This window comes from Variovorax sp. F042 (genome assembly GCF_057814215.1).
In genome coordinates, this window is record NZ_JBVASX010000001.1 from 648302 (window position 1) to 674372 (window position 26071).

The 26071-nt window shown below is 66.8% G+C and carries 24 protein-coding genes; 13 read left to right on the forward strand and 11 right to left on the reverse strand.

What is annotated here, in order from left to right:
• The first annotated feature begins 16 nt into the window (after positions 1-16).
• From ACZYSP_RS03125 to ACZYSP_RS03145, 5 genes are all read left to right on the forward strand, one after another.
• Positions 17-1498 (forward strand): protein adenylyltransferase SelO, encoded by a 1482-nt coding sequence (locus ACZYSP_RS03125; protein ID WP_093074017.1) that lies wholly within the window; start codon positions 17-19, stop codon positions 1496-1498.
• Positions 1495-1905: a peptide-methionine (R)-S-oxide reductase MsrB gene (gene msrB / locus ACZYSP_RS03130; protein WP_093074015.1), complete on the forward strand. Its 411-nt coding sequence runs from the start codon at positions 1495-1497 to the stop codon at positions 1903-1905. The genes ACZYSP_RS03125 and msrB overlap by 4 nt, the downstream gene beginning before the upstream one ends.
• Entirely contained in the window at positions 1902-2444 is a 543-nt protein-coding gene (locus ACZYSP_RS03135) for a septation protein A (RefSeq protein WP_093056902.1), read from the forward strand. The genes msrB and ACZYSP_RS03135 overlap by 4 nt, the downstream gene beginning before the upstream one ends.
• On the forward strand, positions 2441-2719 hold the full coding sequence (locus tag ACZYSP_RS03140) for a BolA family protein (protein WP_093056903.1): 279 nt from the start codon (positions 2441-2443) through the stop codon (positions 2717-2719). The genes ACZYSP_RS03135 and ACZYSP_RS03140 overlap by 4 nt, the downstream gene beginning before the upstream one ends.
• A gap of 127 nt (positions 2720-2846) precedes the next feature.
• Positions 2847-3632, forward strand: coding sequence for a peptidylprolyl isomerase (locus ACZYSP_RS03145; protein ID WP_093074013.1), 786 nt, complete (start codon positions 2847-2849; stop codon positions 3630-3632).
• A 57-nt stretch (positions 3633-3689) separates the two neighbouring features.
• Here the strand turns inward: ACZYSP_RS03145 and ACZYSP_RS03150 are convergent, their stop codons facing one another.
• Both ACZYSP_RS03150 and purL read right to left on the reverse strand, forming a co-directional pair.
• Positions 3690-4001 carry a hypothetical protein gene (locus ACZYSP_RS03150; protein WP_143062552.1) on the reverse strand — a complete coding sequence of 104 codons (312 nt, stop codon included), beginning with the start codon at positions 3999-4001 and terminating at the stop codon, positions 3690-3692.
• A gap of 11 nt (positions 4002-4012) precedes the next feature.
• Positions 4013-7981, reverse strand: coding sequence for a phosphoribosylformylglycinamidine synthase (purL, locus tag ACZYSP_RS03155; RefSeq protein ID WP_093074009.1), 3969 nt, complete (start codon positions 7979-7981; stop codon positions 4013-4015).
• 155 nt (positions 7982-8136) lie between these two features.
• Between purL and map the strand changes: the two genes are divergently transcribed.
• Genes map through ACZYSP_RS03170 form a run of 3 tightly spaced genes read left to right on the forward strand, consistent with a single transcriptional unit; the run spans position 8137 to position 12660 of the window.
• Complete coding sequence (gene map / locus ACZYSP_RS03160) at positions 8137-8961, forward strand: type I methionyl aminopeptidase (protein WP_093056906.1); 825 nt, start codon at positions 8137-8139, stop codon at positions 8959-8961.
• A 22-nt stretch (positions 8962-8983) separates the two neighbouring features.
• Positions 8984-11590 carry a [protein-PII] uridylyltransferase gene (locus tag ACZYSP_RS03165; RefSeq protein ID WP_093074007.1) on the forward strand — a complete coding sequence of 869 codons (2607 nt, stop codon included), beginning with the start codon at positions 8984-8986 and terminating at the stop codon, positions 11588-11590.
• Positions 11591-11619: 29 nt separating this feature from the next.
• The gene (locus tag ACZYSP_RS03170) at positions 11620-12660 is read left to right on the forward strand and encodes a sensor domain-containing diguanylate cyclase (RefSeq protein ID WP_093075173.1); all 1041 of its coding nucleotides are present in this window, start codon (positions 11620-11622) and stop codon (positions 12658-12660) included.
• 6 nt (positions 12661-12666) lie between these two features.
• Here ACZYSP_RS03170 and ACZYSP_RS03175 read toward each other — a convergent pair whose 3' ends face one another.
• Together ACZYSP_RS03175 and ACZYSP_RS03180 are read right to left on the reverse strand one after the other, a co-directional pair.
• Positions 12667-13998 carry a putative bifunctional diguanylate cyclase/phosphodiesterase gene (locus ACZYSP_RS03175; RefSeq protein WP_257014728.1) on the reverse strand — a complete coding sequence of 444 codons (1332 nt, stop codon included), beginning with the start codon at positions 13996-13998 and terminating at the stop codon, positions 12667-12669.
• Between the two features lie 145 nt (positions 13999-14143).
• A complete protein-coding gene (locus ACZYSP_RS03180; RefSeq protein WP_093074003.1) occupies positions 14144-14488 on the reverse strand; it encodes a hypothetical protein in 345 nt (114 codons plus the stop codon).
• A gap of 208 nt (positions 14489-14696) precedes the next feature.
• Between ACZYSP_RS03180 and ACZYSP_RS03185 the strand changes: the two genes are divergently transcribed.
• The 3 genes from ACZYSP_RS03185 to ACZYSP_RS03195 are packed head-to-tail and all read left to right on the forward strand — an operon-like array spanning position 14697 to position 17441.
• Complete coding sequence (locus ACZYSP_RS03185; protein WP_093074001.1) at positions 14697-15374, forward strand: HAD family hydrolase; 678 nt, start codon at positions 14697-14699, stop codon at positions 15372-15374.
• Positions 15371-17026 carry a phosphoglucomutase (alpha-D-glucose-1,6-bisphosphate-dependent) gene (gene pgm / locus ACZYSP_RS03190; protein WP_093073999.1) on the forward strand — a complete coding sequence of 552 codons (1656 nt, stop codon included), beginning with the start codon at positions 15371-15373 and terminating at the stop codon, positions 17024-17026. Before ACZYSP_RS03185 ends, pgm begins: the two co-directional genes overlap by 4 nt.
• Positions 17027-17030: 4 nt before the next feature.
• Positions 17031-17441 carry a PPC domain-containing DNA-binding protein gene (locus ACZYSP_RS03195; protein ID WP_093073997.1) on the forward strand — a complete coding sequence of 137 codons (411 nt, stop codon included), beginning with the start codon at positions 17031-17033 and terminating at the stop codon, positions 17439-17441.
• Here ACZYSP_RS03195 and ACZYSP_RS03200 read toward each other — a convergent pair.
• The 3 genes from ACZYSP_RS03200 to ACZYSP_RS03210 are packed head-to-tail and all read right to left on the reverse strand — an operon-like array spanning position 17407 to position 19380.
• The gene (locus ACZYSP_RS03200) at positions 17407-18477 is read right to left on the reverse strand and encodes an aldo/keto reductase (protein WP_093073995.1); all 1071 of its coding nucleotides are present in this window, start codon (positions 18475-18477) and stop codon (positions 17407-17409) included. The two genes, ACZYSP_RS03195 and ACZYSP_RS03200, sit on opposite strands and share 35 nt — an antisense overlap.
• Entirely contained in the window at positions 18474-18827 is a 354-nt protein-coding gene (locus tag ACZYSP_RS03205) for a TIGR04076 family protein (protein WP_256216629.1), read from the reverse strand. Before ACZYSP_RS03205 ends, ACZYSP_RS03200 begins: the two co-directional genes overlap by 4 nt.
• Before the next feature lie 16 nt (positions 18828-18843).
• Entirely contained in the window at positions 18844-19380 is a 537-nt protein-coding gene (locus ACZYSP_RS03210) for a cupin domain-containing protein (protein WP_093056923.1), read from the reverse strand.
• Positions 19381-19585: 205 nt separating this feature from the next.
• Between ACZYSP_RS03210 and ACZYSP_RS03215 the strand changes: the two genes are divergently transcribed.
• Both ACZYSP_RS03215 and ACZYSP_RS03220 read left to right on the forward strand, forming a co-directional pair.
• On the forward strand, positions 19586-19882 hold the full coding sequence (locus ACZYSP_RS03215; protein WP_093073993.1) for a DUF3311 domain-containing protein: 297 nt from the start codon (positions 19586-19588) through the stop codon (positions 19880-19882).
• The gene (locus ACZYSP_RS03220) at positions 19879-21351 is read left to right on the forward strand and encodes a sodium:solute symporter family protein (protein ID WP_093073991.1); all 1473 of its coding nucleotides are present in this window, start codon (positions 19879-19881) and stop codon (positions 21349-21351) included. Before ACZYSP_RS03215 ends, ACZYSP_RS03220 begins: the two co-directional genes overlap by 4 nt.
• On the opposite strand, the gene ACZYSP_RS03225 is transcribed toward ACZYSP_RS03220, so the two are convergent.
• From ACZYSP_RS03225 to ACZYSP_RS03240, 4 genes are all read right to left on the reverse strand, one after another.
• Positions 21352-22713 carry a homoserine dehydrogenase gene (locus tag ACZYSP_RS03225; protein WP_093073989.1) on the reverse strand — a complete coding sequence of 454 codons (1362 nt, stop codon included), beginning with the start codon at positions 22711-22713 and terminating at the stop codon, positions 21352-21354.
• A gap of 270 nt (positions 22714-22983) precedes the next feature.
• Positions 22984-24039 carry an amino acid ABC transporter permease gene (locus tag ACZYSP_RS03230; protein ID WP_093073987.1) on the reverse strand — a complete coding sequence of 352 codons (1056 nt, stop codon included), beginning with the start codon at positions 24037-24039 and terminating at the stop codon, positions 22984-22986.
• Entirely contained in the window at positions 24036-25025 is a 990-nt protein-coding gene (locus tag ACZYSP_RS03235; protein WP_093073985.1) for an amino acid ABC transporter permease, read from the reverse strand. Before ACZYSP_RS03235 ends, ACZYSP_RS03230 begins: the two co-directional genes overlap by 4 nt.
• Positions 25022-26056, reverse strand: coding sequence for an amino acid ABC transporter substrate-binding protein (locus ACZYSP_RS03240; RefSeq protein ID WP_093073983.1), 1035 nt, complete (start codon positions 26054-26056; stop codon positions 25022-25024). The genes ACZYSP_RS03235 and ACZYSP_RS03240 overlap by 4 nt, the downstream gene beginning before the upstream one ends.
• Between the last annotated feature and the right edge of the window lie 15 nt (positions 26057-26071).

A 26071-nucleotide genomic window follows, 5' to 3' on the forward strand; every position in this document is an offset into this window, starting at 1 on the left:
GCCGGACAATCCGCCCATGAGCTTGCTTGCTGAAGACACCGAGGTCGCGGACCTTGGGCTGCGCTGGAAACCCGGTTTCGCCACCCTTGGCCCGGCCTTTCTCACCGAATTGCGGCCGACGCCGCTGCCCGATCCGTACTGGGTGGGCCGCAGCGAAGCCGTCGCCCGCGAGCTGGGCCTGCCGCCTGATTGGCATTCGTCGGATGCAACGCTGGCGGCCCTGACAGGCAGCCTGCCCATCGCCGGCACACGCCCCTTTGCCACGGTCTACAGCGGCCATCAGTTCGGCGTGTGGGCCGGCCAGCTGGGCGACGGGCGCGCCATCATGATCGGCGAGACCGAAAGCGGGCTCGAAGTGCAGTTGAAGGGCGCGGGCCGCACGCCTTACTCGCGTGGCGGCGACGGCCGCGCGGTGCTGCGCTCCAGCATCCGCGAGTTTCTCTGCAGCGAGGCCATGCACGGCCTCGGCATCCCGACCACCCGCGCACTCTGCGTGACCGGCTCCGACGCCCGCGTGTACCGCGAGGAGCCCGAAAGCTCGGCCGTCGTGACCCGCGTGGCGCCCAGCTTCATCCGATTCGGCCACTTCGAGCACTTCGCGGCCAACCAGCGTGAAGACGAGTTGCGCGCGCTGGCCGACTACGTCATCGACCGCTACTACCCGGCGTGCCGCACCACCGACCGCTTCAACGGCAACGCGTACGCAGCCTTCCTCGAAGCCGTGAGCGAGCGCACCGCCGCCCTGCTCGCCCGATGGCAGGCCGTGGGCTTCTGCCACGGGGTAATGAACACCGACAACATGAGCATCCTCGGGCTCACCATCGACTACGGCCCGTTCCAGTTCCTCGACGGCTTCGATCCGCGCCACATCTGCAACCACAGCGACACCAACGGGCGCTATGCCTTCAACCAGCAGCCCAACGTCGCCTACTGGAACCTGTTCTGCCTGGCGCAGGCGCTGCTGCCGCTGATCGGCGACCAGGAAGTGGCGGTGGCCGCGCTTGAGTCTTACAAGACGGTGTTCCCGAACGAGTTCGAAGGCCGCATGCGCGCCAAGCTGGGCCTTGCCGAGGCGGCCGAAGGCGACCGCGCGCTCATCGAGGGTGTGCTCAAGCTGCTGGCCGCGGGCAAGGTCGACTACACGATCTTCTGGCGACGGCTCTCGAACTACATGGCCGACGGCAACGTCGAGCCGGTGCGCGACCTGTTCCTGGACCGCGAGGGTTTCGATGCATGGGCGCTAGCGTTTTCGGAGCGCCATACGCCCGCTGGGCGCGCGCAAGCTGCCGATCTGATGCTCAAATCGAATCCCGGATTCGTGCTGCGGAACCACCTGGGACAGCAAGCCATCGAAGCAAGTCAGCAAAAGGACCACTCGGCTGTGGCAACCTTGCTGGCTGTGCTCCAGTCCCCATTTGAAGAACATCCCGACGCCGACGCACTGGCCGGCTTCCCGCCCGACTGGGCCTCCACGATCGAAATCAGCTGCTCATCATGACCACTCCCGTACAGAGAACCGACGCCGAATGGAAAGCCCTGCTCGCTGAAAAAGGCGCCGAGCCCGCTGCCTTCGAGGTAACGCGCCACGCCGCCACCGAACGCCCCTTCACCGGCAAGTACGAAGCGCACTGGGACGACGGCACGTATCACTGCGTGTGCTGCGGCGCCAAGCTGTTCGAGTCGACGACCAAGTTCGACGCGGGCTGCGGCTGGCCCAGCTTCTCGGAAGAAGCCGTGCCCGGTGCCATCCGCAACATCGTCGACCGCTCGCACGGCATGGTGCGCACCGAGAACGTCTGCGCCAATTGCGGCGCCCACCTGGGCCACGTGTTCCCCGACGGACCCACCGAAACCGGCCTGCGCTACTGCATGAACTCGGCGTCGCTCGACTTCCAGAAAAAATGAAACTGCTCCTCGACTTCTTCCCGATCCTGCTGTTCTTCGGCGCCTACAAGCTCGGCGACATCTACACCGCCACCGGCGTGCTGATGGCCGCCACTGTCGTGCAGATGGCGATCATCTACGCCACCGAGCGCAAGCTGCAGGCCATGCAGAAAGCCACGCTGGTGCTGATCCTGCTGTTCGGCACGCTCACGCTGGCTCTGCACGACGACCGCTTCATCAAGTGGAAGCCGACGGTGCTGTACGGCGCAATGGCCATTGCGCTGGCCGTGGCGCTCTGGGCGCTGAAGAAGAACTTTTTGAAGATGCTGCTGGGCTCGCAGCTCGAGTTGCCCGACCGCATCTGGGGCCGGCTCAATGTGGCGTGGATCGGTTACTGCCTGTTCATGGCCATCATCAACGGCTACGTGGCGGCGTACTTCACGACCGAGGCCTGGGTCAACTTCAAGCTCTGGGGCTATGTGTTCCCCATCGTCTTCCTGGTGGCGCAGGGCCTGTACATCGCGCCGCACCTGAAGAACGAAGACAAGCCGACGGCATGACGACGAGCACCACACTGCTGCCCACAGCCGCCGACATCGAAGCCGCGCTGCGCGAGGCGCTTAGCCCCACGCAGCTCGAAGTGATCGACGAGAGCGCCGCCCACGCAGGCCATTCGGGCGCCAACGCGGAGGGCCGCGGCACCCATTTCCGCGTGCGCATCGCCTCCCCTCTGTTCGAAGGGAAGCCCCGCGTGGCGCGACATCGGCTTGTGTATGATGCCCTCCAGGTTTTTATCGCACAGGGTCTGCACGCCATCGCCATCGAGGTGCTCTGAGTCGTCCACCGGATCGCACGCCGCGTTTGCACCGGCCGTTGCTCCCCTTCTTTTCTTCCCTATCCCTGCTTTCTTTCCCGCGCCTTTTCCTACACGCGCATTTCCTTTCCAGCTCGATATTCATTCCATGAAAAAACAAATCTTGCAGGCCGTCGCGGCCGCAGTGCTGCTCGGTGCCACGTCCATGGCGGCTCTGGCGCAGAACGCAGCCATCGTGAACGGCAAGCCGGTGCCCAAGGCCCGCATGGACGTTCTGGCCCAGCAACTGGCAGCCGCAGGCCGCCCGGTGACGCCTGAAATGCAGAGCCAGCTGCGCGAGGAAATCGTGGCGCGCGAAGTGTTCATGCAGGAAGCGCAAAAGCAGGGCCTGGACGCCAGCGACGACTACAAGAACCAGCTCGAACTCGCCCGCCAGGCCATCCTGATCCGCGCACTGTTCGAGAACTACCGCAAGACCAACCCGGTCTCGGACGCCGACGTAAAGGCCGAGTACGACAAGTTCGTGGCGGCCAATGGCGGCAAGGAATACAAGGCCCGCCACATCCTGGTCGAGACCGAAGACCAGGCCAAGAAGATCATGGCCGACCTGAAGAAGGGCGCCAAGTTCGAAGACATCGCCAAGAAGCAGAGCAAGGACCCGGGTTCGGGCGCCAACGGCGGCGACCTCGACTGGGCCAACCCCGCGAGCTTCGTGCCCGAGTTCTCGGAAGCGATGATCAAGCTCAAGAAGGGCGAGACCACCCCCGCTCCGGTCAAGACCCAGTTCGGTTATCACATCATCCGCGTCGACGACATCCGCCAGGCCCAACTGCCGAAGCTGGAAGAAGTGAAGCCGCAGATCACGCAGCAACTGCAGCAGCAGCGCCTGCAGAAGTACCAGGAAGACCTGCGCGCCAAGGCCAAGGTCGAGTAACTCGATCCAGGCAAAAGAAAAGCGGCCTACGGGCCGCTTTTTTGTGGGTGTCTCTATTCAGATCGCCCAGGTGCCGAAGTTGTCGCCCGGTCCGTCGAGCGCTGCGAACGCCCGCCATGCCTTCCCGGCATCCGCGCCCTGCACCGCGCGGCCCAGCGCGTCGAGCGTGCGGTAGATTTTCTTCGATGCGCCGAAGTGCGCGGCGTTGAGCGCCTCCAGCTGCGGAAGCAGCGTCTGCAGGATCTCAGTGCGCGCGGACGAAGCTGCCGCCTCGTCTTCACGCCATGCGAGCAACAGCTTGCGGATCAGATCCTCGACACGCGACGCTTCCAGCACGTGCCGGCTTCGCGGGTGATCGAGGTCGAGCATCGGCTTCGGCTTCAGCCCACCCAGCGGCGGGCATTGCGCCAGATCTGCATCCACGGGCTCAGATCGCTTTTGTCACCCGAGGTCCAGCTCATCTGGATGTTGCGGAACACACGCTCGGGGTGCGGCATCACCGCGGTGAAGCGGCCGTCACGCGTGGTCACCGAAGTCAGGCCGTTGGCGCTGCCGTTCGGGTTGAACGGGTACTGCTCAGTGGGCTGGCCATGGTTGTCCACGAAACGCATCGCGCCGATGGCCTTGGCGGCGTCGCCACGATGCTTGAAGTTGGCATAGCCCTCGCCATGCGCCACCGCGATCGGCAGGCGGCTGCCGGCCATGCCCGCGAAGAAGATGCTGGGCGACTCGAGCACTTCGACCATCGACAGGCGCGCCTCGAAGCGCTCGCTCTGGTTGGTGGTGAAGCGCGGCCAGGCCTCGGCGCCGGGAATGATGTCGGCCAGCTCGGCGAACATCTGGCAGCCGTTGCACACGCCCAGGCCGAAGGTGTCGGTGCGGCCGAAGAAGGTCTTGAACTGCTCGGCCAGCTTCGGGTTGAAGGTGATGCTGCGCGCCCAGCCGATGCCAGCGCCCAGTGTGTCGCCGTAGCTGAAGCCGCCACAGGCGACCACGCCCTTGAAGTTGGCGAGGTCCGCCCTGCCCGTCTGCAGGTCGGTCATGTGGACGTCGAAGGCTTCGAAGCCGGCCTCGGTGAAGGCGTAGGCCATCTCGACGTGCGAGTTGACGCCCTGCTCGCGCAGGATCGCGACCTTGGGGCGCGACTGCAGGATGGCCGGAGCGGCAGGCTGCGCATTCGGCAGGAACACGTGCATACCCGGATCGCTCGGCACGCCGGCTGCGGCGTGCTCAGCATCGGCACAGGCTGGGTTGTCGCGCTCGCGGGCGATCTTCCAGCTGACCGAGTCCCACACCTGTTGCAGGTCGTGCAGGCTGGCACTGAACACCGACTTGGCGTCGCGCCAGACTTCGACCTTGCCCTTGCCCGCATCCATGGTGGAGCTGGCGGGGCGCGTCTTGCCGATGAAGTGGCTGTGCGTGCTGAGGCCGTGAGCGCGCAGCACTTGCATGACGTCGTTGCGCTCGGCGGTGCGCACCTGCAGCACCATGCCCAGCTCTTCGTTGAACAGCGCCTTGAGCGTGAGTTCTTCGCGCCGCGCGCTGACCTGCTGCGCCCAGTTCTTGGCGTCGCCGGTTTCCATGCGGCTGTCGGAAATGCCGTCGCCTTCGGTGACCAGCATGTCGACGTTCAGCGCCACGCCAACGTGGCCCGCAAAGGCCATTTCGCAGGCTGTGGCGAACAGGCCGCCGTCGCTGCGGTCGTGCATCGCGAGGATCTTGCCGTCGGCGCGCAGCGCGTTCACGGCGTTGACCAGCGCCACGAGCTGCGCCGGGTCGTCGAGGTCAGGCACGGTGTCACCGCTCTGGCCCAACGTTTGCGCCAGGATGCTGCCGGCCATGCGGTGCTTGCCCTGGCCCAGGTCGATCAGCACCAGCGTGGTGTCGGCTTCTTCGGCGTCGAGCTGCGGCGTGAGCGTGCCGCGCACGTCGGCCAGCGAGGCGAAGGCGGTGATGATCAGGCTCACGGGCGACGTGACCTTCTTGGCCTCGGCGCCGTCCTTCCATTGCGTGCGCATCGACAGCGAATCCTTGCCGACCGGAATCGACACGCCGAGCGCCGGGCACAGCTCCAGGCCAACGGCCTTGACGGTCTCGTACAGCGCGGCGTCTTCGCCGGGCTCGCCACAGGCGGCCATCCAGTTGGCCGACAGCTTGACGCGCGAGAGTTCGATCGGCGCGGCCAGCAGGTTGGTGATGGCCTCGGCCACGGCCATGCGGCCCGAGGCCGGTGCGTCGAGCGCGGCCAGCGGCGTGCGCTCGCCCATGCTCATGGCTTCGCCGGCAAAGCCCTTGTAGTCGGCCAGCGTCACGGCGCAGTCGGCCACGGGCACCTGCCACGGGCCGACCATCTGGTCGCGGTGGCTCAGGCCGCCCACGGTGCGATCGCCGATGGTGATGAGGAAGCGCTTCGAAGCCACGGTCGGATTCGCGAGCACGTCGATGGCGGCCTTCTGCAGGTCGACGCCCGTGAGGTCGAGCGGCTTGAAGCTGCGGGCCACTGTCTTGACGTCGCGGTGCATCTTCGGCGGCTTGCCGAGCAGCACGTCCATCGGCATGTCGACCGGCTGCACCTGTGCGCCCTCGTCGGCCACCAGCAGCTGGCGTTCTTCGGTCGCCACGCCGACCACCGAGAACGGGCAGCGCTCGCGCTCGCAGAAGGACTTGAACTGGTCGAGCGATTCCGGCGCGATGGCCAGCACGTAGCGCTCCTGGCTTTCGTTGCACCAGATTTCCTTCGGCGCCATGCCCGACTCTTCGAGCGGCACGGCGCGCAGGTCGAAGCGCGCGCCGCGGCCGGCGTCGTTGGTCAGTTCGGGGAAGGCGTTGCTCAGGCCGCCGGCGCCCACGTCGTGGATCGCCAGGATCGGGTTGGCCGCGCCCTGCTGCCAGCAGTGGTTGATGACCTCTTGCGCACGGCGCTCGATTTCGGGATTGCCACGCTGCACCGAGTCGAAGTCGAGCTCGGCCGCATTGGCGCCGGTTGCCATCGAGCTGGCGGCGCTGCCGCCCATGCCGATGCGCATGCCGGGGCCGCCGAGCTGGATCAGCAGCGAGCCGGCCGGGAAGCGGATCTTCTTGGTCTGCGCGGCGTCGATTTGCCCCAAGCCGCCCGCGATCATGATGGGCTTGTGGTAGCCGCGCTGCACGGTGTCGAGGTCGCTCGCCACGGTCTGCTCGTATTCGCGGAAGTAGCCCAGCAAGTTGGGACGGCCGAATTCGTTGTTGAACGCGGCGCCACCCAGCGGGCCCTCGGTCATGATCTGCAGCGGGCTGGCGATGTGCTCGGGCTTGCCGTAGTGGCCTTCTTCGGGCCAGAGCTTCGACACGGTAAAGCCGGTCAGGCCGGCCTTGGGCTTGGAACCACGGCCGGTGGCGCCTTCGTCGCGAATTTCGCCGCCTGCGCCGGTCGATGCGCCCGGGAACGGCGAAATGGCGGTCGGGTGGTTGTGCGTTTCGACCTTCATCAGCACATGGCTCAGGGCGCTATCTTTTTGATAGCTCTGCGAGCCGGTCGCGGGAATGAAGCGCTCGATGGTCGCGCCTTCCATGACCGAGGCGTTGTCCGCATAGGCGATCACCGTGTGCTGCGGGTTCTGCTTCTCGGTGTGGCGGATCATCGAGAACAGGCTTTGCGGCTGCGCCTTGCCGTCGATGGTGAAGTCGGCGTTGAAGATCTTGTGGCGGCAGTGCTCGCTGTTGGCCTGCGCGAACATCATCAGTTCGACGTCGCTGGGGTTGCGGCCCAGGCGGGTGAAGGCATCGACCAGGTAGTCGATCTCGTCCTCGGCCAGCGCCAGGCCGAAACCGGTGTTGGCTGCCACCAGCGCCGTACGGCCGCCGGCCAGCACGTCGACCTGCGCCATCGGCTGGGCAGGCAGCTCGCTGAACAGGCTTGCGGCCTGATCGACGGTGGCCAGCACCGATTCGGTCATGCGGTCGTGCAGCGGGCCGGCCACGGCGGCCAGCGTGTCGCCTTCGATCACGGGGGCCTTGCCAATCAGCGGGGCCTTGAGCTTCAGGTGGTACTGGGTAACGCGCTCGACCCGGCGCAAGGCCAGGCCGCAGTTATGGGCAATGTCGGTGGCCTTGGAGGCCCAGGGCGACACCGTGCCCAGGCGGGGCGTGACCACCACCGAGGTGCCAGCCTTGGCCGGCGCCTCGAAGGGCTCGCCGTAGGTCAGCAGCGCCGCAAAGCGCTCGCGGCCGGCTGAATCCAGCGCCGCATCGGTGACCACGAGGTGCACGAAACGGGCCGAAATGCCCTCGATGCGCGGTTCGATGGCCTGGAGCTTCGGCAGCAGCTGGCGTGCGCGGAAGTCGCTGAGCGCGCTGCCGCCCTCGAACATGGTTACGACGGGAAGGGCTTGAGGTGCGGGCTGCGTCACGGTCGATGGGGCCTCGGGGGCCGCGTTGGAAATCAAGGAATCGAGGCAGATGGCCGCTGACTGGGGCCATCCGCGTTAGCCCGGAATTTTAGCTTGCCGAATGGGATAATTCGGGGATGAGCATTAACTACAAAGACGCTGCGGGCATCGAAGCCATGCGGGTCGCCTGCCGCCTGGCTTCCGAGGTGCTGGATTACCTCACGCCCCTCATCAAGCCCGGCATCACGACCAACGATGTCGACCGGCTCGCCGCCGAGTACATGGTCAAGCAGGGCACCACCTCGGCCACGGTGGGATACATGGGCGCAAGCAGCGTCCCGTACCCGAAGTCGCTGTGCACCTCGGTGAACCACGTGGTGTGCCACGGCATTCCCAATGACAAGCCCCTGAAGAAGGGCGACATCATGAACGTCGACGTGACCGTCATCAAGGACGGCTGGTTCGGCGACAACAGCCGCATGTACGTGATCGGCGACGCCTCCATCGCAGCCAAGCGCCTGTGCAGTATCACCTTCGAAGCCATGTGGCACGGCATCCTGCAGGTGCGCCCCGGCGCGCACCTGGGCGACGTGGGCCACGCGATCCAGAAGTTCGCCGAAGGCCAGGGCTTCTCGGTGGTGCGCGAGTTCTGCGGCCACGGCGTGGGCCAGCGCTTCCACGAAGAACCCCAGGTGCTGCACTACGGCCGCCCGGGCACCATGGAAGAACTCAAGCCCGGCATGATCTTCACCATCGAGCCGATGATCAACGCCGGCAAGCGCGACGTGAAGGAAGACTTCAAGGGCGGCCAGTACGACGGCTGGACCATCGTCACGCGCGACCATTCGCTGTCGGCCCAGTGGGAGCACACGGTGCTCGTCACCGAGACCGGCTACGAAGTGCTGACGCTCTCCGCAGGCAGCCCGCCGCTGCCCTCCTTCGTCACTTCGACCAAGACCTGACGCGGCAACGCGTCTCCCCGCCGTGATCGAAGCAGCCAACATCGACGTGGCGACGCTGCGCGAAGCCTATCGCGCGAAAAAGCTCGCGCTGTTCGACACCCTGCGCTTCGCGCGCGCCCCTACCCGCAGCGTGCACACGGTGCTGCGCCAGCTCTCGGCACTGGCCGACGAAACGCTCTGCACGCTGTGGCGCGACGCCGGCTTCGGTGACTCGCTCTCCCTGGCCGCCGTGGGCGGCTTCGGGCGCGGCGAGCTGTTTCCGTATTCCGACGTCGACGTGCTGCTGCTGTTGCCGCCCGAAGACCACGAAAACGCCATCGACCCCGCCCGCATCGAGGCTTTCATCGGCCATTGCTGGGACGCGGGCCTGGAAATCGGCTCCAGCGTGCGCACGGTCGACGAATGCCTGGCCGAGGCCGAGAAAGACGTCACCGTCCAGACCTCGCTGCTCGAAGCGCGGCTGATCGCAGGCGACAAGAAGCTCTTCACGGCCTTTCGCCGCCGCTTCACCCGCGCGATCGACCCGCAGGCCTTCTTCGTAGCCAAGTCGCAGGAAATGCGGCACCGCCACCAGAAGTACGACAACACGCCCTACGCGCTGGAGCCCAACTGCAAAGAGTCACCGGGCGGCCTGCGCGATCTGCAGACCATCCTCTGGATGACCAAGGCCGCCGGCTACGGCAGCCGCTGGGACGACCTCGCCAAGAACGGCCTGGCCACCTCCTTCGAGGCGCAGCAGATCAAGCGCAACGAAGCGCTGCTCTCGCTCATCCGCGCGCGGCTTCACGTGATTGCCAACCGCCGCGAAGACCGCCTGGTGTTCGACCTGCAGACCGCCGTGGCAGCCAGCTTCGGCTACGAAAGCGAATCGCAGCGCAAGTCGAGCGAGGCGCTGATGCGGCGCTACTACTGGGCCGCCAAGGCGGTCTCGCAGCTCAACCAGATCCTGCTGCTCAACATTTCCGAGCGCCTGCAGCCGAGCGACGAGCAGCACACGCCCGTCAACGAGCGCTTTTACGAGCGCGCCGGCCTGATCGAGATTGCGAGCGACGACCTCTACGAGCGCGAGCCGCACGCGGTGCTCGAAACCTTCCTGCTGTACCAGAAGACCATTGGCGTGAAGGGCCTGTCGGCGCGCACGCTGCGCGCGCTCTACAACGCGCGCCACATCATGGACAGCAAGTTCCGCAACGACCCGGTCAACCACGAGACCTTCATGCGGATCCTGCTACAGCCCTACGGCATCACGCATGCCTTCAGGCTGATGAACCAGACCTCGGTGCTGGGGCGCTACCTGCGGGTGTTCCGTAGCATCGTGGGGCAGATGCAGCACGACCTGTTCCACGTGTACACGGTGGACCAGCACATCCTGATGGTGCTGCGCAACGTGCGGCGCTTCTTCATCGCCGAGCATGCACACGAGTACCCGTTCTGCTCGCAGCTGGCAGCCGGCTGGGACAAGCCCTGGATCCTGTACGTAGCCGCCCTCTTCCACGACATTGCCAAGGGCCGCGGCGGCGACCATTCGACGCTGGGCGCACGCGACGTGCAGCGCTTCTGCAAGCAGCACGCCGTTGCCCGCGAAGACGCGAAGCTCATCGAATTCCTGGTGGCCGAGCACCTGGTGATGAGCCAGGTCGCCCAGAAGCAGGACCTGAGCGATCCCGAAGTCATCGGCGCATTCGCCAAGCGCGTGGGCAACGAGCGCTACCTGACCGCGCTCTACCTGCTGACCATCGCCGACATCCGCGGCACCTCGCCGCGCGTGTGGAATGCCTGGAAGGGCAAGCTGCTCGAAGATCTGTACCGCTACACCCTGCGCGCGCTGGGCGGCCGCATGCCCGACCCGGACGCCGAAGTCGAGTCGCGCAAGCGCGAGGCGCTGGTGCAGCTGGCCCTGCACGCCCAGCGCTTCGAAGCGCACAAGGCCCTGTGGGACACGCTCGACGTCGGCTACTTCATGCGCCACGACGCCACCGAGATCGCCTGGCACGCCAAGCAGCTCTCGCGCTTCGTACCGCCGCCCAACGTGCCGATCGACCCGAAGGCACCGCCCATCGTGCGCGCGCACCTGTCGCCGGTGGGCGAAGGCCTGCAGGTGGTCGTCTACACGCCCGACCAACCCGACCTTTTCGCGCGCATCTGCGGCTACTTCGACCAGTCGTCCTTCAGCATCCTCGACGCCAAGGTGCACACCACGAGCAACGGCTACGCGCTCGACACCTTCCAGGTGGTGACCACCTTCCTGCCGGACCACTACCGCGACCTGATCAGCATGGTCGAGTCGGGCCTGGCGCAAACGCTCACCGAAGCCGGCGCCCTGCCCCCGCCCAGCATGGGCCGGGTGTCCCGCCGGGTGCGCAGCTTTCCGATCAAGCCGCGCATCAGCCTGCTGCCCGACGACAAGGCGCAGCGCTGGCTGCTCAACATCTCGGCGAGCGACCGCGCCGGCCTGCTGTATTCGGTGGCCCGGGTGCTGGCGCGCCATCACCTGAATCTGCAGCTCGCCAAGGTCACGACGCTGGGCGAGCGGGTGGAAGACACCTTCCTGATCAGCGGCCCCGAACTCCAGGGCCAGAAGACCCAGCTGGCCATCGAGACCGAACTCATGGAAGCCCTGGCCTCCTGAAAACAACCTATCCCCTCAGAATGTCGGCCATGGAATCCCTGATCGAACAGCTATCCGACTGCGTCTCCTCCGCCAAGACGCTGGAAGACCTCGCCCGCCCGATGCTCGAAATGCTCGAGGCGGCCACGGGGCTGGAGTCGGCCTACCTCGTGAGCGTCGACCCGGACAAGGGCCGCCAGCACATCCTCTTCGCCCACAACACCGGCGAGCTGCTGACCATTCCCGAGGGAACCTTCGTGCCCTGGGCCAACACGCTCTGCCGGCACGCCCTCGAAGAAGACCGCACCTACACCGACGACGCCGGCGGCTGCTGGGGCGACGCCGATGCCGCCCACGAGCTCGGCATCCAGACCTGCGTGAGTGCCCCGGTAAAAACCGACAGCGGCGAGCTCTTCGGCGCCCTGTGCGCCGCCAGCGCACAGCAAATGCCCTTGCCGCCACAAGCGGAGCCAGTGCTGCGGCTGTTCGCGCGGCTGATCGGGCAGCAGGTAGAGCGCGAACTGCTGGTCGAGAAGCTCAGGAAGGCCAATGCCGAACTCGCCACGCACGCCGCCATCGACGCCCTCACCGGCCTGCCCAACCGCCGCGTGCTCGTCGACGCGCTGCAGCGCATGCTGGCGCAAGGTGCGCGCAGCGGCCAGAGCGTGCTGGTCGGTTTCGTCGACCTGGACGACTTCAAGAAGATCAACGACGCGCACGGCCACGCTATCGGCGACGAATTCCTCGCGGCCATGGCAAAACAGCTCGCGAACTCGGTGCGCGCAAGCGACATGCTGGCGCGCTTCGGCTCCGACGAGTTCGTGGTGATCGGCCTGGGGCCCGCGCTGGGCGAATCGCCGCGCACCGGGGCGCGGGCGCTGGCCGACCGCCTGGCGGAAAACACCATCGGCGAGCTGCGGCTGAAGCGCATGACGATCGACTACGCAGGCGCCAGCGTCGGCGTGGTGGCGGTCGACCCGCGCACCACCTCCGCCGAGGAGGCCCTGCGGCAGGCAGATGCCGCCATGTACGCCGTCAAGCACAGCCGCCGCGGCATGGTCCGCGACGCCGGGGAAGCCCTGTCTGACTGAACGCGACTAAACGGACGAGGTGGCAGGCAGCGCCGCCGTATCGGCGCCCCACAGGGGAGCCTGCTCATACTGCGCCACCCATTGCACGACGTCCTTGGCCGCCATCGGCATCGCGATGCCGTAGCCCTGGCCCAGCGTGCAGCCCAGCGCAAGCAGCGCTTCGCCCTGCTTCACCGTTTCAACCCCCTCGGCCACGGCCGTGAGGCCAAGCGCGTGGAGCAGCGCGACGATGCCCTGCACGATGGCTCGGTCCTGGTCGTTGTCGAGCATGCCGCGCACGAAGGACTGGTCGATCTTCACGGTCGACACCGGCAATTGCCGCAGGTAGGTGAGCGATGAATACCCGGTGCCGAAGTCGTCGATGGTGACGCCCACGCCCAGCATCTTGCAGGCCTCGACGAACAACGCGACGTTCGCAAACTGGCTGATCGCCGTGGTCTCGAGGATTTCGAGCTCGAGCATGCCCACGCCCATCTTCGGAAACTGCGCCAGGTGCCGCGCGAGCCGTTCGACGAAGTCCCAGCGCATCATGTGGCGCGGCGCCACGTTCACGCTCACCGAAATCTGCAGGCCCGCCAGGCGCCACTGATGCGCCTGCCACAGGGCCGTGGCAATGGCCCAGTCGCCCACCTGCTCGACCAGCTGGTCGTCTTCGATCAGCGGCACGAACTGCGCCGGCGGCAACAGGCCGCGCTCGGGGTGCTGCCAGCGGATCAGCGCCTCGACACCGGCCACCACGCCGCGCCGCATGTCGACCTTGGGCTGGTAGACCAGGAAGAACTCGCCCTGCAGCAGGCCTTCCTGGATGCGCTGGCGCTCGCGCACCACCTGCTCGTCGGCGCGCGCCTGGGGCGCGTCGAAGTAATGCACCTTGCCGTCGGCCGCGCGCTTGGCGAAGAAGGCCGCGTGCTGCGCCTGGCGCAGGGCTGTCTCTGGTGGCGGGCCGTTGCTGTCGAGCAGCATGGCGCCGATGCTCGCGTCGATGCTGGCCGTCTGGTCGCGCCAGCTCCAGGGCTCGCCGAGCGAGGCCTGGATGCGCTCGAGCACCTGGGTGCATTGCGAGGTTCCGATGCCGGCGAACAGGGCTGCGAACTCGTCGCCGCCCACGCGGGCCATCACGCTCTCGCGCGGCAGCTGGGCCTTGATACGGCGGGCCACCTCTTCAAGGGCGGCGTTGCCCGCGACCATGCCGAGGTGATCGTTCAGCTCGGCAAAGCGGTCGACGTCGATGTAGCAGACGGCAGCCAGGCGTTTGCCGGCGCGGGCCCAGTCGGCCATCAACGGGCGCAGCACTTCATCCGGCGGAAGACGTGCCGACCCGTCGTAGTACGACGGCAAGGAGACTGTGGGTTGCTGGTTCGACAAAAGACTGGGGCTCCGAAAGTCGCGGGCTATTGTTCTCCCAATCCGGGCCGTTCCACACCTTGCAGTGAGATTTTGTTACAGACGAGGTGTACGAACAACACTCGTGCATACAGTGTGGCTAGCCGCAATAGGCACCTACCACGCGCCCGGTGGGCTCGACCTGCACGTTGAGCCGTGTCATGTCTTGCGCCGGGTCGGCGGTTTCGGTGGCCAGCACGGTGCGTGCCACGCGGGCGCCGGAGCGCTGGCGCATTTCTTCCAGCAGTTGCTGGCTGATGCGCAACCCCAGGCCGAAGCGCACGGCCGTGGCCTGGCAGGTTTCCGGCGGCGTGACGAAGCTCGGGGGTTCAGGCACTTCCGATGTCAGGGGCCGGTCGGCCGGAGGTGTCTGGCAGCCAGCCAGCAAGAGGCCCAGGGCCGCAGCCGGCAAGCCGGCCCGGAGTCGACCGTTCGTGATGCGCATCTGTCTTGCTCCTTCTTCTTCAATCTGGGCGGAAGCTTATTCGACTCCGGGGACAGTCCCGCGGCAGGGATTAAGTCGATGGTCCGCAAAGTGGCGACCAATTCACGCGACGGCTGTCTGGCGTCGCATTCAGGGCCATTCAAGGCGTATGCTGGCCGCGACACGCGCAGTTCGGGCCCCCAAGTTCAGGCACTTTGGCCGCACATCCATGACACCTCCTCCTGCCACCGTTTTCCTGATCGACGTCGACAACACCCTGCTCGACAACGACCGCGTCGTGGCCGATCTTCGCGCCCATCTCGAACAGGCCTTCGGCGCCGAAAGCGCCGGCCGCTACTGGGTGGCCTTCGAGCAATTGCGCAGCGAGCTCGGCTACGTCGACTACCTCGGCGCCCTGCAGCGCTACCGCGCCGAAGAGAGCCGCCGCGGCATGAGCGATTCGCGGCTGCTGCTGATGTCGAGCTTTCTCATCGACTACCCCTTTGCCGAACGGCTCTACCCCGGCGCGCTGGAAGCACTGAAGCATCTGCGCCGGCACGGGCCCACGGTGATCCTGTCTGATGGCGACGTGGTGTTCCAGCCGCGCAAGGTGCAGCGCTCGGGCCTGTGGGAGGCCACCGAGGGCCGCGTGCTGATCTACGTGCACAAGGAACAGATGCTCGACACCATCGAGCAGTGCCACCCCGCCCAGCACTACGTGATGGTGGACGACAAGCTGCGCATTCTTTCGGCCATGAAGGCCATCTGGGGGCCTCGTCTGACGACGGTCTTCGTGCGGCAAGGGCACTATGCACTTGATGAGCAGGCCATTGCCGCCTACGCCCCTGCCGACATCACCGTCGAACGCATCGGCGACCTGATCAACTTTGACTTTCCATCGACATGAGCCAAGCAACCAACCCTCTCGCGGGAAAGCCCGCCCCTCTCGAACTGCTGGTCAACGTGCCGCGCCTGATCTCGGCTTACTACACCGGCCGGCCAGACCCGTCGGTGCCGAGCCAACGCGTGGCCTTCGGCACCTCGGGGCATCGCGGCTCCTCCTTCGACGATGCATTCAACGAATGGCACGTGCTGGCAATCAGCCAGGCCATCTGCGACTACCGCAAGCAGAAAGGCATCGACGGTCCGCTCTTCCTCGGCATCGACACGCATGCGCTGTCCACGCCGGCCTTCAGCAGCGCGGTGGAAGTGCTCGCAGCCAACGGCGTCGAGCTGATGATCTCGAAGGACGACGAATACACGCCGACGCCGGCCGTGTCGCACGCCATCCTGGTCTACAACCGTGGACGCACAAGCGGGCTGGCCGATGGCATCGTCATCACGCCCTCGCACAACCCGCCCGAGAGCGGCGGCTTCAAGTACAACCCGCCGAACGGCGGACCGGCCGGCACCGACATCACCTCGGCCGTCGAGGCCGCGGCCAACAAGATGCTGGCCAACAAGCTCGAAGGCGTGAAGCGCATGCCGCTCGCGCAGGCGCTGCGCGCATCGACCACGCACCGGCACGACTATCTGAACACCTACGTCGAAGACCTGGCGCAGGTGCTCGACATGGACGCGATCCGCGACGTGAACCTCGACCTGGGTGTCGACCCGCTGGGCGGCGCGGGCGTGCGCTACTGGCCCGCGATTGCCGAGCGCTACAAGCTCACGCGCCTGAACGTGCTGAGCCAGGAAGTCGACCCGACCTTCCGCTTCATGTCGCTCGACTGGGACGGCCGCATCCGCATGGACCCGTCTTCGCCCGACGCCATGCACAAGCTGATCGAACTGAAGGACCGCTTCGGCATCGCCTTCGCCTGCGACACCGACCACGACCGCCACGGCATCGTCTCGGGCAGCACCGGGTTGATGCAACCCAACAGCTACCTCGCAGTGATGATCGACTACCTCTACACGCACCGCCCGCAATGGCCGGCGCAGGCGGCTGTCGGCAAGACGGTGGTGAGCAGCCAGATGATCGACCGCGTCACCGCACGGCTCGGCCGCAGGCTGTACGAGGTGCCGGTGGGCTTCAAGTGGTTCGTAGACGGGCTGGTCGATGCCTCGCTGGCCTTCGGCGGCGAGGAAAGCGCGGGCGCGACCTTTCTGCGCAAGGACGGCTCGGTGTGGACCACCGACAAGGACGGCCTGGTGCCCGCCCTGCTCTCGGCCGAGATCGCTGCGCGCACCGGGCGTGACCCGGGCGAGCGCTACACCGAGCTGACGCGGGCGCTGGGCCAGCCGGTGTCAGACCGCGTGGATGCGGCCGCCACCGTCGAGCAGAAGAAGCGGCTGTCGAGTCTCTCGCCGGAACAGATCCGTTCGACCGAGCTGGCGGGCGACAAAATCGTCAATGTGCTGAGCCATGCGCCGGGCAACGGCGCGGCCATCGGCGGCGTGAAGGTAGTGACCGACAACGGCTGGTTCGCCGCGCGGCCCTCGGGCACGGAGAACATCTACAAGATCTACGGCGAGAGCTTCAAGGGCAAGGAACACCTCGCGCGCATCCTCGAAGAGGCGCAGCAGGTGGTGGATGGGGCGCTCTCGGGAGCCTGAACGCATGCAGACGCTGGTGCTGCGACTGAACCCCGGCGACGATCTGCGCGCGTCGCTCGATTCAGCATTGAAGCGAGGCGGTGCCGACGCGGCGTTCGTGGTCTCAGGCATCGGCAGCCTGAGCGGGGCGAGCATCCGGTTTGCAGGCGCAGAGAACGCGGCGCGCATCGAAGGCGACCTGGAAATCCTCACGCTGGCGGGCAGCCTGTCGCCGGACGGCTCGCATCTTCACATCAGCGTGTCGGATGCCGAGGGCCGAGTTTTCGGCGGCCATGCCGCACCCGGATGCACAGTGCGCACCACGGCGGAAATCCTCGTCGCCGTGCTGCCCGACTGGCAGTTCGCGCGCACGCACGACCCGCTCACCGGCTACGCCGAACTCAATGCGGTTTGTCGTTCAGGTCGTACTTCATGATCCGGCCATGGCGGCCTTCGAGGTCGCGCTCTACGGCGTAGACGTCGCCGCTCGGCGCGCTGCGCTGCGAGAGCACTGCATCCAGCGCCGCGAGGTCGGCCGCGTCGAGTTGCAGGTCAAGCACCTTCAGGTGATCCGCCAGGTGGTCGCCGCGCCGCACGCCGACGATCACTGCCGCGACGGACGGCTGCTGCAGCACCCAGCGCATCGCCACGGTCGAAATCGACACGCCATGCCGCAGCGCGATCTGCTTCAGCTGCACCAGCAGTTGCTGGAACAGGTCCCAGCCGCCGAAGTCGTCGATGATGAGCTTGTACTTGACCAGCGAGCGGTTCTCGAACGACTGGCCCGGATCGCTCACGCCGAGCCAGCGCTCCGAGAGGAAGCCGCCGGCCACGCTGCCGTAGCACAGCAGCTTCATGCCTGATTGCTCGCAGTACGGCGTCATCAGCGGCAAGGGCCGCTGGTCGAGCAGCGAATACTGCACCTGCATGCTGAACAGCGGCACGCCGGCGTCGGCCAGTTCGCGCACGTGCGCCGTGTCGAAATTGGTGCCGCCCACGCGGTCGATCTTGCCGGCGCGCTGCAGTTCCAGGAGCCAGTGCGCAACCTCGAGATAGCGCGGCACGCCGTAGTCCCACCAGTGGAACTGCACGAGGTCGAGCCGCTCCATGCGCAGGCGCTTCAGCGAGCGATCGATGATCTGCTCGACCTGGCGCTTGTCGATGGTCGGCAGGATGGCGAGGTCGGGCACGAACTTGGTGTGCACGCGCAGCTGCGAGAGGCTGTCGCGGCCGTGGCGCTGCAGGTAGTCGGCGCGGAACTCGCCGATCATTTCTTCCACGCCGGTGTAGATGTCGGCGCAATCGAAGGTGGTGATGCCGGCGTCGTAGTAGGCCGCCATGTCGGCGATGGCACCTGCGTGATCCACGTCGCCGTGGCCGCCGGCCAGTTGCCATCCGCCCTTCAGCAGGCGGGAAATTTCATAGCCGGGCGCGAGCTCGATGCGATGGTGCGAATGCTGCGAGGGATTCATGAAGACTCGTTCGATGGATGGACAACCGCCGTGGTGTCGGCGTGGCGAAAAGTGCGCAGCCCCATGCGGGTGATGCGAAAGCGCGAGGGGCAGTTCGGATCAGGGCAGGCCACCTCGGCGTCGGTGCTCATCCAGTCGTTCGCGTCGGTGGGCCGCTGCTTGGCGGCCAGCAGCGGCAACAAGGCGCCCAGCGAATAGATCGAGAAGCCCTGCCCCTCGGGCAGATGCAGCATCTCGCCGCGCAGCTCGAAATAGTCGCCCACCTTGGCGCCGCAATAGATGCGGGCGCCTTCCGGTGCGACGACTTCGACGCGCAGGTCGTGGAGCGTGAAACTGGGGTCGGGGTTCATCATGTGCCTCGGGTGCTCAGGGGTTGGGCGGCGTCACCGACAGGATGATTTCGGTCGGGGCCTGCGACTGGTTCAGGTAGCGATGCGGCAGGCGCGAGTCGAACGAGATGCTCTCGCCCGCCAGCACCGGATAGTCGACGCCCGCGATCTGCGCCACCAGCGCGCCCGCGACCACATACACGCACTCAGTCGATGCATGGCCGCGCGGTTCGTCCGCCGACACCTGGCCCGGCTGCAGCACGGCACGCAGCACTTCGAGCTGGCCATTGCCGGCTGTCAGGCGCTCGTACCCGACCTGCCCCTTGGGCGCGGTGAGCAGCGAGCGTTCGCCCGGACGGCTGATCCACACCGAGGGCGGCGCGGGCTCGGAGAACAACGACGAGACCGATTCGCCGAACACGCCGGCCAGGCGGCGCATGGTTTCGAGGCTCGGGTCGGTGACCGAGCGCTCGATCTGGCTGAGCAGCGTGGCCGACACACCGGCCTGGGCCGCGAGCTCGCGCAAGGACAGGCCGCGCACGGTCCGCAGCTCTTTCAATCGCTCGCCGATCATCCGGTCGCTCCGTTATCTGTGCAGTGTGGCTTCATTTGGTGGCGATGGTATGTGCTGTGTGACTGCACGTCAATGGTGCACTCGCGTCACATTCGTGCATTGGCATTTCTTCGGGCAATGGCTGAAATCCAGCTTGCGCTTTTTGACAATCCGATTGCACACTCCAGCCAGTTTTTGTGCAGTATCACTTTACAGGAGCAGAGAGATGGTCGATACCCCTCCCGCGCGCAGCAGCGATTCACCCCGCCTCGGCCATCGATGGTTGCTGGTCTTCCCCTTCGTCTGGCAGGCCTGCCTCGCGCCGGCGGTGAACGACATCGCGGCCAGGCCTTTCGGCATGCCCTTTCCCATGTTCTGGCAGATGGCGGGCATCGTGCTCACGAGCGTGGTGATCGCGATCGTCTTCAGGCTCGACGCCCGGGCCGGCGTGGAAGCCGAAGAGGCCGACTTCCTCGACAACAGCCTGAAAGCCGACAACGCTGGTAAGGACGGCGCGGTATGAAGCTCGCAATCGTCCTCGCCATCCTGCTCGCCACCGTGGCAGGCGCCATGGCCTACGGCCGCCGTACGCGCCACGGCAAGAGCTTTGCGGACTGGGCCGTCGGCGGCCGCAGCCTCGGCACGCTCGTGTTCTGGTTCATGAATGCGGGCGAGGTCTACACCACCTTCGCGGTGCTCGGCATCTCGGGCTACGCCTGGGCGCTGGGAGCTCCCGCGTACCTCGCGTTCTGTTCCGTCTCGATGAGCTACGCGGTCGGCTACTGGCTGATGCCGAAGATCTGGCGCGCGGGACGACTGCGCGGGCTGCTCACGCAATCGGACTTCTTCGCCACGCGCTACGACGCGCCCTGGCTCGGCGTGCTGACCGGCGTTGTGGGCATCGCGTCTCTGGTCGTGTATGTGCAGATCCAGCTCGTGAGCCTCGGGCTGATCGTGCAGCTCACACTGGGCAACAGCATCTCGAGCGAAGCCGCAACCATCGGCGCGGGCGCGCTGATGATCGCCTTCGTGTTCGCGGCCGGCGTGCGCTCCGCCGCCTTCGCAGCCGGCGTGAAAGACATCCTCATGGTCGTCGTCGTGGTGTTGCTGAGCGTGACGGTGGCCAGCAAGGTTGGCGCAGCCTCGCTGATGGATCTGTTCTCGATGGCGGAAGCCAAGCACCCGGGCATCGGCAAGTTCCCGGGGCTGGACGCCACCTCCCCCACCACGGCGATCTGGCTCATGACCTCGGCCATCAACATCGCGCTGGGCAACTGGGTCTTTCCGCACCTGTTCCAGATGTCGTACACGGCGCACAGCGCCACCGCCATCCGGCGCAACGCGATCTGGCAGCCGCTGTATTCGCTGGCCTACTTCTTCATCATCCTGCTCGGCTTCGCGGCCCTGCTGGCGAACACGCAACCGCCGGGCGGCAACCTGAACGCGGCGCTGCTGCAGTTCGTGTCGGACCGCTACCCGGCCTGGACGGTCGGGCTGCTGGCGGGCACGGGTTTTTTGCTGGCGCTGGCGCCGGGTTCGCTGCTGCTGCTGACGGCGGGCTCGATCTTCACGCGCAACGTGGTGCGGCCGTTTCGCCCGGGGCTGGGCGAGCGCGGGTCGCTGGCCCTCTCGCGCGGCTCGCTGGTGGTGTTCGCGGCGATTGCGGTATGGCTGTCGATCAGCCAGAAGGGCTCGCTGGTGAAGATTTTGCTCGACGCCTATTCGGCCATCGGCATGCTCGCGCCGGGTGTGTTCCTCGGGTTCCTGTGGAAGCGCACGAGCGCCATCGGCGTGCTGGCCGGCCTGGTCGCGGGCTTCGTCGCGCTGCTGGCGCCGTTCGCGGCGAAGTTCTGGGCGACCGCGGTGCCGCAGTGGGAAGCTGGGCTGATCGCGATGGCGATCAATGCGGCCGTGGTCGTGGTGGTGAGCCTGGCCACCCGGACGCCGCAGCGCGATGCGGTCGCGCTGGGGTTGCAGATCCGGGCGGCTTGATCAGCCTTCCAACGCTTCCACGCGCAGCGTGACCACCGGGCCGGCCACTTCGTTCCGCGCCTGGAGCGCATGCACCGCGAGATCGAGCGTGCCCTGCACTACAGGCCCGGTCAGCACCAGCACCTGCGGCCCGGTGCCGGAGCATTCGGCCGCCAGTGCTACCTGCCGCACGGGCACCTTCTGCGCGGCGAGACAGGCGGCGACCGCCTGGATCTGGCCGACCGCGTGCACCGGCACACGCAGGTAGTGCGAGGTATCGACGGCCGCGCGCGGCAGCACCGACAAGGCATTCGTCGCATGCGCGTGAACGCCCAGGTGCGGCACATGCTGCGAGGCGTCGACGCCATCGAGCCGCGCCACGTCCACGAGGTCGGCGATCACGGCCGAAGCCGTTTGCTCCGAGCCGGCGCCCGCGCCGTAGTACATCGTGAGGCCAGCCGCGTCGCTCTTGACCATGACGGCGTTCATCGAGCCCTTCACGTGCGCCATCAGGTGGTCTGCGGGTACTAGCGCGGGCTGCACGCGCAGTTCGACGCCAGATGCTTGCCGCCGCGCCACGCCCAGCAGCTTGATGCGGTAGCCGAGCTGTTCGGCACACGCCACGTCCAGCCCTTGCAGGGCGGTGATGCCTTCCACCTGCGCGTCGGCAAAGCGCAGCGGCATGCCGAAAGCGTTGGCGGCGAGCAGGGTCAGCTTGTGGGCGGCGTCGATGCCTTCGATGTCGAAAGTCGGGTCGGCTTCCGCGTAGCCCAGCGCCTGTGCTTGCGCGAGCGCGGCGACGAAGTCGAGACCCTCGTCGCGCATCTTGCTCAGGATGAAGTTGGTGGTGCCGTTGATGATGCCCGCCACCCATTCGATGCGGTTGGCCGCAAGGCCCTCGCGCAGCGCCTTGATGATGGGGATGCTCACTGCCACCGCCCCTTCGTAGGCCACGACCACGCCTTTCTCCCGCGCGGCCGCGAAGATCTCGGTGCCGTGCACTGCCAGCAGGGCCTTGTTGGCCGTCACCACGTGCTTGCCGTGCGCGATGGCGGCCAGCACCCAGTCGCGCGCCGGGCCTGTGCCGCCTGCCACTTCCACCACCACGTCGACATCGGGGTGCGTGGCCACATGCATCGCGTCGGCCGTGAGCGGAACGCCCTCTCCCACGATGCCGGCGGCCCGCTCCAGGTTGCGCGCGGCGACGATCACAAGCTCGATCGAACGGCCGGCACGCGCCGCGATGTCGGCCCGGTTGCGCGCCAGCACGCGGAAGGTGCCGGAGCCCACGGTGCCGATGCCAATCATCCCCACGCGCAGGGTACGAATGGCCGCGGCGCGACTGTGCAGGGGCTCGAGGGATTCAACGGGATCGCGGTACATGGACATCTCCAGACGAAAAAACAAAACCCAGCTGCCAGAGCTGGGTTCATTCGTTCGGGGAGAGAGCGATACACCAGGTGGCTGCCGGAACGGCCACCTGCGCGTGTCAGGTGACCGCGGTGGTAATGGTGGTAATCATTCGAGCAACAACCATCGCCTGCGCGGAGGCAGGCGGCATCATGCGAGCCATCAGGGCTGCGTTGGATGCGGAGTGGGAGTTGTGGCTCGACATGAAGGCCCGGAGTGTACAGGAGCCCGGCGGCGTCCGGCTCAGGGCGCAGCCGAGAGCCGTTTTTCGAGCCACACGCTGTAGCGCGAGAGCCCGAAGCACAGCACCCAGTACACGGCCGCGATGAAGAGATAGCCCTCGAGGTAGAACGGCCGCCACGTCGGATCGCCGCCGAGCGCCAGCCCCAGCGCGCCGGTCAGCTCGAACAGGCCGACCACGGTGACGAGCGAGGTGTCTTTCAACGTGCCGACCACGCTGTTGGTGAGCGCGGGCACGACGAGGCGCAGCGCCTGCGGCAGCACGATGTCGCGCTGCACCGGCCAGCGGCCGAAGCCCAGCGCCATGGCCACTTCGGTCTGTCCGCGCGGTACGGCCTGCAGGCCACCGCGGATGATTTCCGCCAGATAGGCAGCCACGAACAGCACGAGGCCCGCGAGCACCCGCACCAGCACGTCGGGCTGCCATCTGGCCGGCCACAGCAGCGGCAGCAGGAACGAGGCCATGAACAGCACCGAGATCAGCGGCACGCCGCGCACCAGCTCGATGTAGCTCGCGCTCAGCGTGCGCACCACGGGCCAGCCCGAGCGGCGCCCCAGCGCCAGCAGCAAGGCCAGCGGAAAGGCCAGCGCCAGCCCCACCACCGCCAGCCCGATCGTCAGCGGCAGGCCGCCCCAGCGGCTCGTCGGCACCTGGGCCAGGCCGAGCACGCCGCCGCGCATCAACAGTACGAACAGCAGCAATGCGACGGCCCAGAGCGGCACCAGCCACCAGCGCCAGCTGCGCGGCCACGCACTGAGCATCGTGACGGCGGACAGCACGACCACCGCGATAGCAGGCCGCCACTGCTCCTCATACGGAAAGCGCCCGAACAACATCGGCCGCCATTTCTCGGCCACCACGCCCCAGCAGGCGCCATGTTGAACAGCACGGCAGGCCTCGGCGTCGGCCCGGAACACCGCATGCACGATGCCCCATTCAATGACGTGGAAGCCGCCCCACGCCAGCAGCGCCAGCAGCAGCACCGTGGCAAGCGAGCGCAGCGGCGAACCCCAGAGTTCGCTGCGCCATGCGATGGGGCCTTGTGCAACGTTCCTCATCGCCAGCCCCGCAGCGCGACGCGCGCGTTGTAGCGATTCATGCCGAAGGAGATCAGCAGCGACAGCAGCAGGTAGACCGCCATGATGATCGCGATGCACTCGAAGGCGCGGCCGTTCGAGCCGATGGTGGTGTTGGCCACCGACACCAGTTCCGGATAGCCCACCGCCACCGCCAGCGACGAATTCTTGGTAAGGCTCAACAGCTGGTTGGTGAGCGAAGGCACGATCACCCGCAACGCCTGCGGCAGCACGACGATGCGCAGTTGCTGCACCGGCGACAGCCCCAGCGCCTGCCCTGCGAGCACCTGTCCCTGCGACACCGACAGGATGCCCGCCCGCACGATTTCCGCCACGAAGGCGGCCGAATAGAAGCTCAGGCCTGCGACGATGGTCACGTACTCGGGGCTCAGCGCCGCGCCGCCGCTCACGCCGAAGTCACCGCGCTCGGGAAACTCGAAGTGCAGACCGCCCTCGCCCACCATGGGCCACGGCACGCTGAGCCCGCCCTTGCTGAGCCACACACCCGGCAGCAGCCGAACCGGCTCGGTCGGGTCGGGCAGCAGGTTGGCCATGGCAAAGGCCAGCATCAGCAGTTGCACCAGCAGCGGTACGTTGCGCAGCAGTTCGACGTACGCGGTGCAGATGCCGCGCAGCAGCACGTGCGGCGCGAGCCGTCCGATGCCGATCAGCGTGCCGAGCACTACCGAGAAGATCGCCGCCGGCACGGCCGCGCGCACCGTGTTGATCAGGCCCGCGAGAAAGGCGCGCCAGAACGGCTGGCTCGCATCGAAGTCGAGCCAACCTTCGCTGATCGAAAAGCCCGCGGGCTCGGTAAGAAAGTCGAAGCCCGAGCGAACCCCGCGCGCGCGAAGCACCTCGAGCGCATGGTGCACCACCCAGACTGCGCCGGCCACCACGGCCAGCACCAGCAGTGTCTGGACGGCCCACGCCAGCCAGACCCCGCGGCGCGAGGCCCCGCCGTTCATCGAACCGGGGGTGCGTAGATCAGACCGCCCTTGCTCCAGAGGTTGTTGGAGCCGCGTGGCAGCTTCAGCACCGACTTGGGACCGACGTTGCGCTCGAACATCTCGCCGTAGTTACCTACGGCCTTGATCGCGCGGAACGACCAGTCCTTGTCCAGGCCCAGCAGCTTGCCGAGGTCTTCACCGGTGCCGACCAGGCGCTGCTGCGCCGGATCCTTGCTGCTGGCCTTGAGCTCGTCGGCATTGGCCTGGGTAACGCCGAATTCCTCGGCCTCGATGAGCGCGTTGGGCACCCACTTGGCAATGGCGAACCACTCGTCGTCGCCACGACGCACCAGGGGCGCGAGCGGCTCCTTGGAGATCAGCTCGGGCAGGATGATGTAGTCGTCGGGGTTCGGCGCTTCCTTGTTGCGCAGGCCGGCCAGCGCCGAGGCGTCGGTCGTGAAGGCCTGGCAGCGGCCCGAGAAGAAGGCCTTGAACGAAGCCTCGAAGCTCTCGAAGACGACCGTCTTCACCGGGATGTTCTGGGCACGGAAGTAGTCGGAAACGTTCTTCTCGTTGGTGGTGCCCGACTGCGTGCAGATGGTCGCGTTCTTGAGCTGCTTGGCGCTCGTCACCTTGAGCTTCTTCGGCACCAGGAAGCCCTGGCCGTCGTAGTAGGTGATGGTGGTGAAGTTGAAGCCCAGCGAGGCGTCGCGCGTGAGCGTCCAGGTGGTGTTGCGCGCGAGGATGTCGATCTCGCCGGCCTGCAGGGCCGAGAAGCGCTGCTGCGAGTTGAGCGGCACGAAGTCGACCTTCTTGCCGTCGCCGAGCACGGCGGCCGCGATGGCGCGGCAGGTGTCGACGTCGAGGCCCGACCAGTTGCCCTGCGTGTCTGGCGCGGAAAAGCCCGCCACGCCGTTGGTCACGCCGCACTTGACGGTGCCGCGCTGCTTGACCGCGTCGAGTGTCTTGCCGGCGAAGGCCGGTGCGGCCGCAGTCAAGGCGATGACAGAGGCGGCTGCGAGCAGGGCCGGGCGGAATCGATTGTTCATTGGTGTGTTCTCCTC